The organism is Lysobacter panacisoli, from assembly GCF_009765165.1.
GTDB lineage: Bacteria > Pseudomonadota > Gammaproteobacteria > Xanthomonadales > Xanthomonadaceae > Lysobacter_J > Lysobacter_J panacisoli.
This window is the reverse complement of record NZ_VLNU01000001.1, coordinates 1,811,449-1,824,749: the sequence shown is the minus strand read 5'-3', so window position 1 is coordinate 1,824,749 and position 13,301 is coordinate 1,811,449. Positions and strand designations below refer to the sequence as shown.

Annotated in this window: 20 protein-coding genes; 10 read left to right on the top strand and 10 right to left on the bottom strand. The window is 68.6% G+C overall.

Going from position 1 to position 13,301, the window contains the following annotated elements; all coding sequences use genetic code 11:
* Positions 1 to 55: 55 nt before the first annotated feature.
* A complete protein-coding gene (locus FOF45_RS08585) occupies positions 56 to 823 on the top strand; it encodes a HipA family kinase (RefSeq protein WP_199244552.1) in 768 nt (255 codons plus the stop codon).
* Entirely contained in the window at positions 810 to 1,217 is a 408-nt protein-coding gene (locus tag FOF45_RS08580) for a DUF3037 domain-containing protein (protein ID WP_158983937.1), read from the top strand. The genes FOF45_RS08585 and FOF45_RS08580 overlap by 14 nt, the downstream gene beginning before the upstream one ends.
* 139 nt (positions 1,218 to 1,356) lie before the next feature.
* Here the strand turns inward: FOF45_RS08580 and FOF45_RS08575 are convergent, their stop codons facing one another.
* Complete coding sequence (locus FOF45_RS08575; RefSeq protein WP_158983935.1) at positions 1,357 to 1,566, bottom strand: cold-shock protein; 210 nt, start codon at positions 1,564 to 1,566, stop codon at positions 1,357 to 1,359.
* Between the two features lie 243 nt (positions 1,567 to 1,809).
* Here FOF45_RS08575 and FOF45_RS08570 point away from each other — a divergent pair, with 243 nt between their 5' ends.
* The 3 genes from FOF45_RS08570 to FOF45_RS08560 all read left to right on the top strand — a co-directional run bounded on the left by FOF45_RS08570 (position 1,810) and on the right by FOF45_RS08560 (position 2,929).
* Positions 1,810 to 2,094: a DUF4031 domain-containing protein gene (locus FOF45_RS08570; RefSeq protein ID WP_158983933.1), complete on the top strand. Its 285-nt coding sequence runs from the start codon at positions 1,810 to 1,812 to the stop codon at positions 2,092 to 2,094.
* 49 nt (positions 2,095 to 2,143) lie between these two features.
* Entirely contained in the window at positions 2,144 to 2,614 is a 471-nt protein-coding gene (locus FOF45_RS08565) for a DUF4019 domain-containing protein (RefSeq protein WP_158983931.1), read from the top strand.
* A gap of 66 nt (positions 2,615 to 2,680) precedes the next feature.
* The gene (locus FOF45_RS08560; protein WP_158983929.1) at positions 2,681 to 2,929 is read left to right on the top strand and encodes a DUF3297 family protein; all 249 of its coding nucleotides are present in this window, start codon (positions 2,681 to 2,683) and stop codon (positions 2,927 to 2,929) included.
* A 30-nt stretch (positions 2,930 to 2,959) separates the two neighbouring features.
* Here the strand turns inward: FOF45_RS08560 and FOF45_RS08555 are convergent, their stop codons facing one another.
* Positions 2,960 to 3,676, bottom strand: coding sequence for a M23 family metallopeptidase (locus FOF45_RS08555; protein ID WP_158983927.1), 717 nt, complete (start codon positions 3,674 to 3,676; stop codon positions 2,960 to 2,962).
* 256 nt (positions 3,677 to 3,932) lie between these two features.
* On the opposite strand from FOF45_RS08555, the gene FOF45_RS08550 reads away from it, so the two are divergent.
* Positions 3,933 to 4,484: a DUF3016 domain-containing protein gene (locus FOF45_RS08550; protein ID WP_158983925.1), complete on the top strand. Its 552-nt coding sequence runs from the start codon at positions 3,933 to 3,935 to the stop codon at positions 4,482 to 4,484.
* A gap of 6 nt (positions 4,485 to 4,490) precedes the next feature.
* Here FOF45_RS08550 and FOF45_RS08545 read toward each other — a convergent pair whose 3' ends face one another.
* From FOF45_RS08545 to FOF45_RS08535, 3 genes are all read right to left on the bottom strand, one after another.
* A complete protein-coding gene (locus tag FOF45_RS08545) occupies positions 4,491 to 5,252 on the bottom strand; it encodes an ABC transporter permease (protein WP_158983923.1) in 762 nt (253 codons plus the stop codon).
* Complete coding sequence (locus tag FOF45_RS08540; protein ID WP_158987368.1) at positions 5,249 to 6,187, bottom strand: ABC transporter ATP-binding protein; 939 nt, start codon at positions 6,185 to 6,187, stop codon at positions 5,249 to 5,251. The genes FOF45_RS08545 and FOF45_RS08540 overlap by 4 nt, the downstream gene beginning before the upstream one ends.
* 125 nt (positions 6,188 to 6,312) lie before the next feature.
* Positions 6,313 to 6,573, bottom strand: a complete 261-nt coding sequence (locus tag FOF45_RS08535; protein WP_158983921.1) for a DUF2798 domain-containing protein — start codon at positions 6,571 to 6,573, stop codon at positions 6,313 to 6,315.
* 188 nt (positions 6,574 to 6,761) lie between these two features.
* Between FOF45_RS08535 and FOF45_RS08530 the strand changes: the two genes are divergently transcribed.
* From FOF45_RS08530 to FOF45_RS08520, 3 genes are all read left to right on the top strand, one after another.
* Positions 6,762 to 7,136: a YciI family protein gene (locus tag FOF45_RS08530; protein WP_158983919.1), complete on the top strand. Its 375-nt coding sequence runs from the start codon at positions 6,762 to 6,764 to the stop codon at positions 7,134 to 7,136.
* A 289-nt stretch (positions 7,137 to 7,425) separates the two neighbouring features.
* On the top strand, positions 7,426 to 7,761 hold the full coding sequence (locus FOF45_RS08525) for an RcnB family protein (protein WP_233264101.1): 336 nt from the start codon (positions 7,426 to 7,428) through the stop codon (positions 7,759 to 7,761).
* Positions 7,762 to 7,921: 160 nt separating this feature from the next.
* The gene (locus FOF45_RS08520) at positions 7,922 to 8,506 is read left to right on the top strand and encodes a hypothetical protein (protein ID WP_158983915.1); all 585 of its coding nucleotides are present in this window, start codon (positions 7,922 to 7,924) and stop codon (positions 8,504 to 8,506) included.
* Between the two features lie 118 nt (positions 8,507 to 8,624).
* On the opposite strand, the gene FOF45_RS08515 is transcribed toward FOF45_RS08520, so the two are convergent.
* The 5 genes from FOF45_RS08515 to FOF45_RS08495 form a co-directional block, all read right to left on the bottom strand.
* Positions 8,625 to 9,611: an NAD-dependent epimerase/dehydratase family protein gene (locus FOF45_RS08515; protein WP_158983913.1), complete on the bottom strand. Its 987-nt coding sequence runs from the start codon at positions 9,609 to 9,611 to the stop codon at positions 8,625 to 8,627.
* Positions 9,612 to 9,678: 67 nt separating this feature from the next.
* Positions 9,679 to 10,392 (bottom strand): SDR family oxidoreductase, encoded by a 714-nt coding sequence (locus FOF45_RS08510; protein ID WP_158983911.1) that lies wholly within the window; start codon positions 10,390 to 10,392, stop codon positions 9,679 to 9,681.
* A gap of 37 nt (positions 10,393 to 10,429) precedes the next feature.
* The gene (locus FOF45_RS08505) at positions 10,430 to 11,620 is read right to left on the bottom strand and encodes an acetyl-CoA C-acyltransferase (RefSeq protein WP_158983909.1); all 1,191 of its coding nucleotides are present in this window, start codon (positions 11,618 to 11,620) and stop codon (positions 10,430 to 10,432) included.
* 42 nt (positions 11,621 to 11,662) lie between these two features.
* Positions 11,663 to 12,121 carry a PaaI family thioesterase gene (locus FOF45_RS08500; protein WP_158983907.1) on the bottom strand — a complete coding sequence of 153 codons (459 nt, stop codon included), beginning with the start codon at positions 12,119 to 12,121 and terminating at the stop codon, positions 11,663 to 11,665.
* The gene (locus tag FOF45_RS08495; protein ID WP_158983905.1) at positions 12,118 to 12,720 is read right to left on the bottom strand and encodes a TetR/AcrR family transcriptional regulator; all 603 of its coding nucleotides are present in this window, start codon (positions 12,718 to 12,720) and stop codon (positions 12,118 to 12,120) included. The genes FOF45_RS08500 and FOF45_RS08495 overlap by 4 nt, the downstream gene beginning before the upstream one ends.
* Positions 12,721 to 12,855: 135 nt before the next feature.
* Here FOF45_RS08495 and FOF45_RS08490 point away from each other — a divergent pair, with 135 nt between their 5' ends.
* Positions 12,856 to 13,275, top strand: coding sequence for a GFA family protein (locus FOF45_RS08490; protein ID WP_199244458.1), 420 nt, complete (start codon positions 12,856 to 12,858; stop codon positions 13,273 to 13,275).
* Positions 13,276 to 13,301: the final 26 nt, after the last annotated feature.

Sequence of the window (13,301 nt, the reverse complement as noted above, 5' to 3'; positions counted from 1 at the left end):
CGGGTAACCTGTCGCGGCTTTTCGGTTACCTCTCCAGATCGCCGCGATCATGCCCCTGCGCACCATCAACGTTGCCCGCTACGTCACGCCGCTGCGTGAGGGCGGCTCGTTGCCTGCCGTCATCGAAGGCGACGACGACGGCCTGTACGTGCTCAAGTTCCGTGGCGCCGGACAAGGTCCGAAGGCGCTGGTCGCCGAGCTCGTCGCTGGTGGCATCGCGCGTGCGCTCGGCCTGCCGATCCCCGAGCTGGTGTTCGTCGAACTCGACCCCGAACTCGCGCGCACCGAGCCCGATCCCGAAATCCAGGACCTCATCCGCGCCAGCGAAGGCCTGAATCTCGCACTGGACTACCTGCCCGGCGCGATCAATTTCGATCCGGTCGCCGAACAGGTGCCGGGTGCGCTGGCGTCGGAGATCGTCTGGTTCGACGCCTTCGTCAGTAACGTCGACCGCAGTTTCCGCAATCCCAACCTGCTGGTCTGGCATCGCGCGACGTGGCTGATCGATCACGGTGCGGCGCTGTATTTCCACCACGGCTGGGACGGTTCGCCGTCGCATGCGGGCAGTGCGTTCCCGATGATCCGCGAACACGTGCTGTTGCCGCAGGCCGAGGACATCGCCGGAGCGGACGCGCGCCTGGCGCCGAAGCTGTCACGCGCGACGTTCGAGGAGATCCTCGCGCAGGTGCCGGAATCGTGGCTGGGCGGCAGCGACACGCCGCACGATCCGGCCGAGCATCGCGCCGCCTATGTCGAACACTTCATGCAACGGCTGGCGCAGCGCCAGCGCTTCGTCGAGGAGGCCGTCCATGCACGCCCCTGACCCGTCGCGCGACACCTACGACTACGCGGTGATCCGCGTGGTCCCGCGCGTGGAGCGCGAGGAGTTCGTCAACGTCGGCATCCTGATGTCGTGCCCGGCGGCGAAGTTCCTGGAAGCGCGCATCGAGGTGGACGAAGCGCGCCTGCGCGCGCTCGCGCCGGACATCGACCTCGACACCGTGCGCCGCCACCTCGCGGCGATGGAAGCGGTCTGCCGCGGCGGACCGGGCAGCGGCCCGATCGGCCTGCTGCCGCAGCGCGCGCGTTTCCACTGGCTCACGGCCAAGCGCAGTTCGATCATCCAGACCTCGCCGGTGCACCTGGGACGCTGCACCCACACGGGCGATTCGATCGAGCACCTGATGGACCGCATGGTGCGCGTGCCGCGCGGCTGAGGCTCAGTCCCCGCGCGGGCCCAGCCAATCGCTCACGAGTTCCAACAAGTCGTCCGCACGTCAGCGATTCACGTGGACGGATGCCCCAAAAGAAAAAGCCCGGCCGAAGCCGGGCTTTTTCAATCAACGCGTGGTTGGCTCAGAGCGCCTGCACGGCGTCGGCCTGCAGGCCCTTCTGGCCCTGGACGACGGTGAAGGTGACCTTCTGGCCTTCCTGCAGGCTCTTGAAGCCATTGCCCTGGATCGAACGGAAGTGGACGAAAACGTCCTCGCCGTTCTCGCGGCTGATGAAGCCGAAGCCCTTGGCATCGTTGAACCACTTGACGGTACCGGTTTCACGGTTCGACATTTCTTTGCTCCTTGGAACGTAGGTGAAGCCGCTTGAGCGGCGATGAGGCTGGTTGCAAGGAGAAAGCGAGGAGCAACGATGAAGAAACTGTTCCACATCGGGCCACGATCACAGTGACCCTTGGCTAACGCAGCAGCGCGCACCTTAGATGCTTAAAGCCGCCGATGCAATGCCGGGGGCCTCTCCGGTTCATATTCACCCCCTCCATTCAGGTTCAGACCCTTTGATCCCGACCCCCGCCCCATGACGGTTTACGTCGACGATGCCGTCCATTTGTGGCGCGGCCGGCGCTGGGCCCACCTCATGGCGGACACCCTCGACGAGCTGCACGGCATGGCCGAGCGGCTGGAAATCCCCCGCCGGGCCTTCCAGAACAAGACCTCCGGCGCGCACTACGACGTCCCCTCGGAGCTGCGCGAGCGGGCGATCGCGCTGGGCGCGGTGCCCATCTCCCGCCACCAGGACCGCGAACGGGTCCGCGCGGTGATACGCATTGCCAAGGCCCAGGGACGCGGTGAGCATCCCTGACACGGCGATGGCGGGATACTCGGCACTCCCCCACGGCCCGGAGCCGGCCATGAAGAACCTCGCCCCCATTGCCCTGTTGAGCGTCCTGCTCTGCCTCGGCCTGACGCCGGCGTCGGCTCAGCAGGCTCAGCAGGCCCAGCCAGCCGCCCCGGCCGCAGCCCGCGACATCGACCCCAACACGCTGGCCAACGCCGCCCTGCAGGCCCTGGCGCTGGTCGACGGCGGCCGCGCGGGCGAGCTCTGGGACGGCGCCTCCGCCGTCGCCAAGCGCAGCGTGGACCGCAAGAAGTTCGTCGACACCATCGCCGCGCAGCGCAAGCCGCTGGGCGCCGTGTCGGCGCGGCGGTGGACCTCGGTCAGTCGCCATTCCACGGCCGGCAACCAGCAGCTGCCGCAGGGCACGTACGCGAACGTGGAGTTCGAGACCCGCTTCGCCGGCAACCGCACGGGGCTCGAACTGGTCTCGCTGCGCCAGGACGAAGACGGCACCTGGCGCCTGAGCGGCTACGTGCTCAAGTAGCGGTCGCGTATCCTGTGCGCCCGCTGGCTCGCCCGGCGGCGCACCGACGACCCGATGGACCATGCCATGACCGACACGCCTCCCGACCGCCTCTCCAATGATCCGCGCAGCCCGTTCTACGACGAGACCGTGCTCGAACGCGGCATCGGCATCCGCTTCAACGGCGTGGAACGTACCAACGTCGAGGAATACTGCATCAGCGAAGGCTGGGTGCGCCTGCCGGTCGGCAAGTCGCTCGACCGTCGCGGCAATCCGATGACGATGAAGGCCAAGGGCAAGGTCGAAGCCTGGTACCGCGAGGAACAGGCCGAGTAACACCCAGCGCGCCGCCGCGACGGCGGCGCGTCACAGCCCGGCGATCCAGTGCCCCGGGTTCATGCGCTGGCCGTACTGGCGCACTTCGAAATGCAGGTGCGGGCCGGTCGAACGACCGGTCGACCCCATCCGCGCGATCTCCTGTCCCGCGATCACCGCTTCGCCCGGATGCACTTCCAGGCGGCTGTTGTGCGCGTACAGGGTCACCACGCCCTGGCCGTGGTCGATCATCACCACGTTGCCGTAGTCGCGGCTGTAGCGGGCCTGCATGACCACGCCGTCGCCCGAGGCATGGATCGGCGTACCCACGACGCCGGCGAAATCGATGCCGCTGTGGAAGGCATCGCCGTGGCCGAACGGATCGTGGCGGCGACCGAAGCCCGAGGTGATGCGCACCGGCGTCACCGGCAGCAGCTGCGGCAGGCTTTCGCGGTCGAGCAGCGGCGACGACCACAGATCGAACGCAGCGTCGGGCAGGCTGTACTGGGCGGGCACCGTCAGATCCGGCGCATCGAGCTCGTCGATCGACGCCTGCGTGCTTGCCGCGGATCCCAGCGGGACATAGGGTCCGCCCCGCGCTGCGGCGACCTTTACGCGTGGGGCATCACGGCTGGGGATCCAGGCAGATCCGGCCTGCGCGGCGAATGCCAGGAGAATGAGCGCGGCCAGCGCCTGCAGACTGGCGATCAAGCTGCTGCGAGGTGTGCTGCCGCCGGGCGCGCGGGTGGTGCGAACTGCGGGAAACATGGGAACTCCGATCACGACACGCCCTGCGGGGCGCGCGGCGGATTCTCCTGACGGGTGCGGCGAACCACATGGGAACTGTCCGAAAAAACTCGCGGTAGGAGCGCACGCCCATTCAGTCCATTGCCCGATGCGGACGACGTTCAGATTCGCACCCGCCACGCGCATGGAAACGCACGCTGTACGAGCAGCGCCCGCGGCGGCGCGGCGTGCCCGCGCGGTGCGAAAATCCAACCAGTCCCCGGACCGGAGCCCCGTCATGAAGCCGCGACTGTTCGTGATGTCCCTGGCGCTGTTGCTGTCCACCACGGCCGCGATGGCGGGCGCGCGCCACGTCACCGACAAGGATGCGCCGCGCAGCCTGCCGGACGCCGGTCCGGTCAGCGTGCGCTGGGAAGACCCGTCGAAGTTCAGCGACCTGCGCTACAGCGGTAACCGCTACGAAGCCGCGCGCGGCAACTGGGTCGAGGAACTCGCGGTGTACCTGCGCGACCGCGCTGCGAAGCAGCTGCCCGAAGGCCAGCGCCTGGACGTGGACATCCTCGACATCCGCCGCGCGGGTTCCTACGAACCCTGGCACGGCCCGGACCTGTACGCCACGCGCATCATCCGCGACCTCTATCCGCCGCGGATGACGCTCAACGTCACGCTCACCGGCGCCGACGGTCGCGTGCTCGCGCAAGGCGAGCGCAAGCTGCGCGACTCCGCGTTCCTGATGAACGACTCGCCGTCCAACAGCGATCCGCTGCGCTTCGAGAAACGCATGATCGACGACTGGGTGCGCGAGGAACTCACCGCACCCGACGCCTGATCACGATCAGGCCTTGAGCTTCCAGCCGGTGCGGAAGATCCACCACACCACGGTCAGGCACGCGAGCAGGAACGCGAGGATCGCCGCCGCGCTGATGCCGACGTTGACGTCGGCCACGCCGTAGAAGCTCCAGCGGAATCCGCTGATCAGGTACACGACCGGATTGAACAGCGCGATCTTCTGCCAGACCGGCGGCAGCATGCTGATCGAGTAGAACGCACCGCCCAGGAACGTCAGCGGCGTCACGATCATCAGCGGCACCAGCTGCAGGCGCTGGAAGCTGTCGGCCCACAAGCCGATGATGAAACCGAACAGGCTGAAGGTCAGCGCGGTCAGCACCAGGAAACACAGCATCCAGAACGGATGCTCGATGTGGTACGGCACGAAGAAGCGCGCGGTGATCAGGATCAGCGCGCCGAGCATCAGCGACTTGGTCGCCGCCGCGCCGACATAGCCGATCACGATCTCGAACGCCGACACCGGCGCCGACAGCAGTTCGTAGATCGTGCCAGCCCACTTGGGCATGTAGATGCCGAAGGACGCGTTGGAGATGCTCTCGCTCAGCAGCGACAGCATGATCAGGCCGGGGATGATGAAGGCGCCGTAGCTGACACCGTCGACATCCCCCATGCGCCCACCGATCGCCGCGCCGAACACCACGAAGTACAGCGACGTGGACAGCACCGGCGAGAAGATGCTCTCCATGATCGTGCGGAACGTGCGCGCCATCTCGAAGCGGTAGATCGCGCGGATCGCGTGCAGGTTCATGCGCGCACCTCCCGGCCCTTGCGCACCAGGCTCACGAAGATCTCCTCCAGCGAACTCTCGCTCGAATGCAGGTCCTTGAAGTCGATGCCGTGGTCGTGCAGGCGGCGCAGCAGCGCGGCGATGCCGGTTTCCTGCGCCTGCGCGTCGAAGGTGTAGACCAGCGTCTGTCCGTCCGCGCTGAGCTCCAGCGGGTACGAGGCCAGCGCGTCGGGAACCTGCTCCAGCGGCGCCTGCAACTGCAGCGCCAGCTGCTTCTTGCCGAGCTTGCGCATCAGCGTGGCCTTGTCCTCGACCACGATCAGCTCGCCGCGGTTGATCACGCCGATGCGATCGGCCATGTCCTCGGCTTCCTCAATGTAGTGCGTGGTCAGGATGATGGTCGTGCCGTTCTCGCGCAGGCGCCGCACCATCTCCCACATGTCGTGGCGCAGTTCGACGTCGACACCGGCGGTGGGCTCGTCGAGGAACAGGATCTGCGGCTCGTGCGCGAGCGCCTTGGCGATCAGCACGCGCCGCTTCATGCCGCCCGACAGCGCCATGATCTTGCTGTCCTTCTTGTCCCACAACGACAGGTCGCGCAGCACCTTCTCCAGGTACGCGTCGTCGCGCGGCTTGCCGAACAGCCCGCGTGAGAAGCGCACCGTGGCCCAGACGCTCTCGAAGGCGTCGGTGGACAGTTCCTGCGGCACCAGCCCGATCTTGCTGCGCGCAGCGCGGTAGTCGCGGACGATGTCGTGGCCGTCGGCGCTGACCGTGCCGGAGGAAGCGTTGACGATGCCGCAGACGATGCTGATCAGCGTGGTCTTGCCCGCACCGTTGGGACCGAGCAGCGCGAAGATCTCGCCGCGGCGGATCGACAGATCGACGCCCTTGAGCGCCTGGAAGCCCGATGCGTAGGTCTTGGTCAGGCCCCGCACATCGATGATGGCGTCGATGGCGGGGTCGTGGGCGGGCGTATCGACGGCCGACGGCATGCCGCGTTCCTTTTCCTGCGGTGAATCCGCCGCATCGTACCGGAGCGCGGTGCGGTTCTCGTGCACGTGCCTGCGCTGCGCGCGGATCAGCCCAGGCGGCCGACGCGTTCGCGCGCCGGCACGGAGTCGACGGTGGCTCGCGCGAGCAGCGCGCGCACGCCCGGCAGCACCAGCCACGCGGTCGGCAGCGCGACGACGAACGCCACCGGCCAGCCGTGCAGCCATGCGCTCACCAGTCCGGGGCGCACTCCATGATGCAGCGCGGTCATCGCGAAGCTCATCACGCCCGACATCAGCGTGACCACGAGCGGGACGAAAGCGAACTGCGCCTGTTTCGGCGTGAGCATGGCGGCGATCCTTGCGTGTTCGGGGGAGGCGACAGGTTAGGCAGCGGCGGCGCGCGCGATAAGCCGGCATTCGGGGGAAGAATCGTCCCGCCAGCGGGCGAATGCGCCGAAGGGTGCCTTTCGGGACACGGCCGCGTCCCGCGCGTGGGCCACAATGCCGGTCCCGACGACCCCACCGCTGGAGCGCCATGAAATTCCTGCTGATGGTCTACACCGATCCGGTCCTGATGGACGCGCTGCCCGAAGGCGAGTTCGAACGCCTGATGCGCGGCTGTCTGCAGAAGGCCGACGAACTGCGTGCCGCGGGCGTGCTGCTCGATTCGCAGCAGCTCGAGGAACCTACGGCCGCACGGTCGCTGCGCACCCGCAACGGCTCGACCGCGGTGCTCGACGGGCCGTTCGCCGAGGCCAAGGAAGTGTTCGCCGGATTCAACCTGATCGAGGCGGCCGACATCGAGGAAGCGGTACGCATCGCGCATTCGTTCCCGTGGTCGCGGACCGGTTCCATCGAAGTGCGCCCCGTGCGCGACATGGATGCCGTCCGCGTGCGCGTGGGCGCCTGAGTCCTTCCGTCTCGTTCCCTGCGACGGCCGGCCGCGACACTGGCCGCCTCCTCGTCAGGGAGATCCCGGAGCGGCGCGCGGACTGGGCCCCGCGCGTCGCTCCGGCGCTTTTGCGCCATCGAACGCGCGCAACGCGTCCTGAAACCGCTTACCTAAAGGCGGCATGAAGCGAATCGGGCGCGAACCGCGAACTGCGTCATGGTTCGGTGACGTCCCCACTTGCCAGCGCACGACGTGCGGTCAGGATCGCCTTGCAGTCGCACCCATTCATATGCGTCCAGGGGATCCCATGAAGCACCTGCTGTCGGCCCTCGCGATCGGTTTCCTGCTGCTCTCCCCGGTGGCCGCCACCGCGAAGGGCAAGCACCACCACGATCACGATCGCCACGACCACCACGATCACGACGACGATCATGATCATGATCGCGGCCGCCATCGCGGGCACCACAAGGACTACCGCCGCGGCGTGGTCTACGTGGAGCGCCGCGTGTACGTCGACGACTACCCGCGCTACCACCTGCACGAGCCGCCGCGCGGCCACCGCTGGGTCCGCAGCGACGACGGTCGCTACGTGCTGATCGCCGTTGCCACCGGCATCATCGCCGACGTGCTGCTGCACCACTGAGCGCATCACGGTTCCACGGAAGCCCCCGCCTCGCGGGGGCTTTTTTTTTGCCCGCGGGGTCGCCGCACGCCACACCCGGTCTTCACGGAATGCTGCACACACTGAACCGGACCGCCCTCGGGGCGTCGCCCACCCTCACGGCTCATGGAGAAGATCAGTGATGACGTCCTTCCGGCTCGCCCCTCTTGCCCTCGCCTTCGCCCTGGCGCTCGGCGCCGGTTGTTCGACCACGCCCGCCGATACCGGACCGCGGGAGACCGCCGCGGTGGAGCTCAGCGTGGACGGCGAGATCACCAAGCTCGACACTCCCTCGCGCCTGTTCACCGTGCGCGGCCCGGACGGGCGGGAAGTGGAAGTGCACGCCGACGACTCGGTGCGCAATTTCGACCAGATCCGCGTCGGCGACGTGGTCAACCTGACTTACCTGCGCGCGGTGACGGTGGACATCCAGCCGGCCGGCAGCGCCGAACCGGGCGCGTACATCAAGCAGGACCAGGACGTGGCCAAGACCGGCGAGAAGCCGCGCGCCGGCGCGTCGGAAGTGGTGACCGTGCTCGCGCCGATCCGCGCCATCGACCTCGCCAACCACACGGTCACCGTCGAGGGGCCGCGCGGCAACGTGGTCACGCTGGACGTGGTCAAACCCGAACATCGCGCGCGCCTGCCGCAGCTCAAGGTCGGCGACATGCTGCGCATCGCCTTCACCGAGGCGGCGGCGGTGGAAGTGCGTCCGAAGGGGCGCTGAGTCGCGCGTCCCTCGTGCGCAAAGGGCGGCCTGTTGGCCGCCCTTCCACGTTCGTCATTCCCGCGAAGGCGGGAATCCATCTGTCCGATACGCCACGTACAGATTCCGGGTCGATGGGTCAGGACGCGACCGGGTACGGCCCTTGCTCGAACACCTGCGCGTGGTAGCCCTTGCTGCCGACGGCCTCCGCGAGCGGGCTGCGGAAATCCGCGCCGCTGCGCAGTGCGTCGAGCGCGCGCGCGAAGTCGTAGCGCGGCTTCCAGCCCAGCGCCTCGCGCGCACGTGCGTTCACGTAGACGCGGTCGATGTGCGGGAACAATCGCCAGCCGCGCGACGCGTACAGCGCGGCCGCTTCCGGGAACCGCCGCGCCACCACCGTCGCCGCGTCGCGGCGCAGTTCCGGCAGGTCTGACGGCTCGAATGGCGTGGTCGCCGAGATGATGTAGCGGCCGAACCCGATGTCCTTCGCACGATCGATCGCCAGCAGGTGCGCGCTCACCGCGTCCTCGATGTCGACGCGGCGGTACAGCAGCTCGTTGGCCTGCGCGTTGGCAGTGGAGAACCCGTTGCGCACGTCGATGCTGTCGTCGGGCTCGGGGAAGAAACGCGACGTGCGCAGCACCAGCACCGGCAGGCGGCGCTTGCGGTAGAACAGCTCGCACAGCTGTTCGGCCGAAAGTTTGGTCACGCCATAGATGTTCTTCGGGATCGGCACGACGTCCTCATCGATCCACGCCGCCGGTTCGCCCGGTGCCGGCGTCAGTGCCGCGCCGAAGGTGCTGGTGGTGCTGGTGAACACGAACGACTGCACGCCGTTGGCGACCGCTTCCTCCAGCAGCGCCAGCGTGCCGGTGACGTTGGTGTCGATGAATTCCTGGTGCGGATGCGTGGCGACGTGCGGCTTGTGCAGCGTGGCCGCGTGCACCACAGCGCGCACGCCGCGCATGCAGCGGCGCACGAAGTCGCGATCGACGATGGAGCCGACGTGGTCGGTGAAGGCGGACGGCTTGATGTCGATGCCGACCGCATCGCGGCCGGCGGCGCGCAGTTCGCGCATCAACGCTTCGCCCAGATGGCCGGCGCTGCCGGTCACGAGGAGGGTCATGGTGGGATCCCGAGGCGACGTGGGATCCCATTATGCAGACAGCGGCGTCGCGCGCCGGGGCGCGACGCTACTCGCGCCCGGGAGGCGCCAGATAGGCCGCCTGCGCGCCGGACAGGCTCGACTTGACCATGCGAGAGGTGTTATCGGCCAGCACTTCCGGCGACCCGTCCTGGACCGCGCGCACGACCTGTTCGGCAACCTCGCGCGGCGAGATCTTGGGCGCGTCGAAGCCCGCGGCCATGTCGGTATCCATCAGGCCGACGTGGACCGCGGTGACCTGCGTGCCCTGCCCGGCGAGGTCGTTGCGCAGGCCGTTGGTCAGCGACCAGGCGGCGGATTTCGACAGGCAGTAGGTCGCGCTGCCCGGCATGCTGAGCCAGCTCAGCACCGAGAGCACGTTGACCACCGCACCGCCGCCGTTGGCTTCGAGCGTCGCGGCGAAGGCGCGCGTCGTGCGCCACGGGCCGAACAGGTTGACCTCCATCTCCGCGCGCGCCTTGTCTTCGCCTTCGTCGGAGAACAACTGGCCGCCCTGCGCGATGCCGGCGTTGTTGACCAGCACGTTGACGTCGCAGCACGTGCGCGCGGCGACCGCGATGCTGTCGGGCGACGTCACGTCCAGCGCCAGCGGCACCACGCCGCCGCCGGCATCGATGCTCGAAGGATCACGTGCGGCGGCATAGATCTTCTTCGCGCCGGCACTGCGGAAAGCATCGACCAGCGCGCGGCCGAGGCCGCGATTGGCGCCGGTCACCAGGACCACGGCATTGCGGATGTCCATGCGTCACCTCGTTCGCGGAAGTTGGGTCGTCGGCGGGTCAGGCAGGGAGTTCGATGGCGATCGCGGTCGCCTCGCCGCCGCCGATGCACAGTGCGGCGACGCCGCGGCGAAGGCCCCGCCTGCGCAGCGCGTGCAACAACGTGACGATGAGCCGCGCACCGGTTGCGCCGATAGGATGTCCGAGCGCACATGCGCCCCCGTTCACGTTGAGGCGCTCGGCCGGGATGCCCAGCTCGCGCGCGGCGGCCATCGCGACCACGGCGAACGCCTCGTTGATCTCGAACAGGTCCACGTCCGCGACCGTCCAGCCGACGCGACCGAGCAGCTTGTCGATGGCCGGGATCGGCGCGGTGGTGTACCAGGCCGGCTCCTGGCTGTGGGTGGCGTGTCCGCGGATCTCGGCGAGGATCGGCAGGCCGTCGCGCAGGGCGACCGAACGCCGCGTCAGCACCAGGGCCGCGGCACCGTCGGCGTTGGCCGATGCGCTGGCGGCGGTGATCGTGCCGTCCTTCGCGAACGCCGGCTTGAGCTGCGGGATCTTTTCCGGCGACACTTTCATCGCGTGCTCGTCGGCGTCCACGACGCGGTCGCCGCCCTTGCCCGGCACCGCGATCGGGACGATCTCATCCACGAATTCCCCGCTCTCGATCGCGTGGCGCGCGCGGCGCAGGGTTTCCATCGCATAGGCGTCCTGCGCCTCGCGATCGAAGCCGTAGCGTTGCGCGGCGGCCTCGCCGAATTCGCCCATCGCGCGACCGGGTTCGTACGCGTCCTCCAGTCCGTCGAGCATCATGTGGTCGAAGATGCGGTCGTGGCCGACGCGATAGCCGCCACGCGCCTTCGCCAACAGATAGGGCGCGTTCGACATCGACTCCATGCCGCCGGCGACGACGATGTCGGCCGAACCGGCGCGCAGCAGGTCGTGGCCGAGCATCGTGGCCTTCATGCCTGAACCGCAGACCTTGTTGATCGTGGTCGCGCCGACCGCATCGGGCAGGCCCGCGCCGCGCATCGCCTGACGCGCGGGCGCCTGGCCCTGTCCCGCCGGGAGGACGCAGCCCATCAGGACTTCGTCGACGCGTTCGGGCGGCAGCGCGGCGCGTTCGAGCGCGGCACGGATGACCTGCGAACCCAGCTGCGGCGCGGTGACGGGCGAGAGGTCGCCGAGGAAACGGCCGAGCGGCGTGCGCACGGCGGACACGATGACGATGGGGTCGTGGGCAGTCATGGGGGACTCACGTAAGCAATGCACGCAGATGCGTGCGGGAACTCAGTTCGCGGGACGTTCGAACACGAGCAGGGTGGAAGTGGCCGAGGCGTACAGGCGGCCCTCGGCATCGATCAGGCGCGCTTCGGCGAATGCGGCACGACGGCCCATCGACAGCACGCGGCCTTCCGCGCGCAGCGGTCCGCTGTCGCGGGTGATGGCCTTGTGGTACGCGACCTTGAGTTCGAGCGTGGTGTACGCCTGCGTCGCGTCCAGGCGCGAATGGACCGCGCAGCCGCAGGCCGAATCGAGCAACGTCGCTGCGTAACCGCCGTGCACGGTGCCGATCGGGTTGTAGGCGTGGTCGCCAGGCGTGCCCACGAATACCGCGTGGCCGGGCTCGACCTCGATGAAGTCGAAGTCCAGCGCTTTCAGGATGCCGGGCTTGCGGCCCGACGCGATCAGCGCGCGCAACTGCGACAGTCCATCGGCGCCGGCGGCGACTTCATTGACCAGGCTCATGCGGGGTTCTCCGGAAGGTCGTTCAGATCGAGGCGGCGCAACAGCTGCATCCGCGATGCATCCAGGTGCGCGATGGCGCGCGTGCGCGACGGTTCGCAGCGCGCGAGCGTGATCGCGCCGACCAGCTCCGCCAGCACCGAACTCGCCAGCACATCGGCGTCTTCATGGCCGAGGCGGCCCAGTGGCTGCGCGAGCGCGTCGGCGAGCCGGCGTGCACCGGCGGCGAAGGCGTCGCGCGATTCGGGTTCGAGTCGCGGCAGGTCGCTCGACAGCGCAGCGATCGGGCAGCCCTTGCCCGGTGCGTCGCGGTGCGCCATCGACAGGTACAGGCCGATGTAGTCGGCCAGCGCGCGCGCATCGGGCTGTTCGCTGCAGCGCTGCCAGGTGCGGAACGCGTCGTCGAACATGCGCGTGATCGCCGCCGCGACCAGCTCGCCCTTGGAACGGAAGTGCGCGTAGAAGCCGCCGTGGGTAAGCCCGGCCTCGCGCATCACGCCGGCGACGGCGACGCGGTGCGGGCCGTCGTCGCGGATCGCGCGCGCGGCGGCGCGGAGCACGCGATCGCGGGTCTGCTGCTTGTGGTCGGGGTCGTATCGCATCGGCCGGTGCTTTATATGATGCTGATCATATAACGACGGCAACGGTCGGCTTCAAGGGTCCGGCGATGCCGATTCAGCAATCCCGATCAAGCCATCGCTGCCAGCCTGAAGGCCCCCATCGTCGAGGCCTCGGGCATGTCGGACATTCTGGAAGGCGGCTGCCGCTGCGGCGCCGTGCGGTACCGCGCTCGCGGCGAGGCGCTGATGAGCGCGCTGTGCCATTGCCGGGACTGCCGGCGCTCGACCGGCGCGCCGGCGGTGGCGTGGGCGCTGTTCGCGTCGTCGCAGGTGGCGTTCACCGGCTCGACACCAGCCGAACACACGCCCTCCCCCGGCGTGCGGCGCGGCTTCTGCCCGCACTGCGGGACCTCGCTGAGCTTTACCGCCGACTACCTGCCGGACATGGTCGACCTGACCCTGGGCAGCTTCGACGAGCCGGAACGGATCGCGCCGCAGTTCCATTACTGGACCTCGCAGCGGCTGCCGTGGATGGCGACGTCGGATGCTCTGCCGCACCACCCCGAGTTCCCGCCGATGGCGTCCGAAACGGCCTGATGGCGTACGACTCCGCCGGCTCGGAC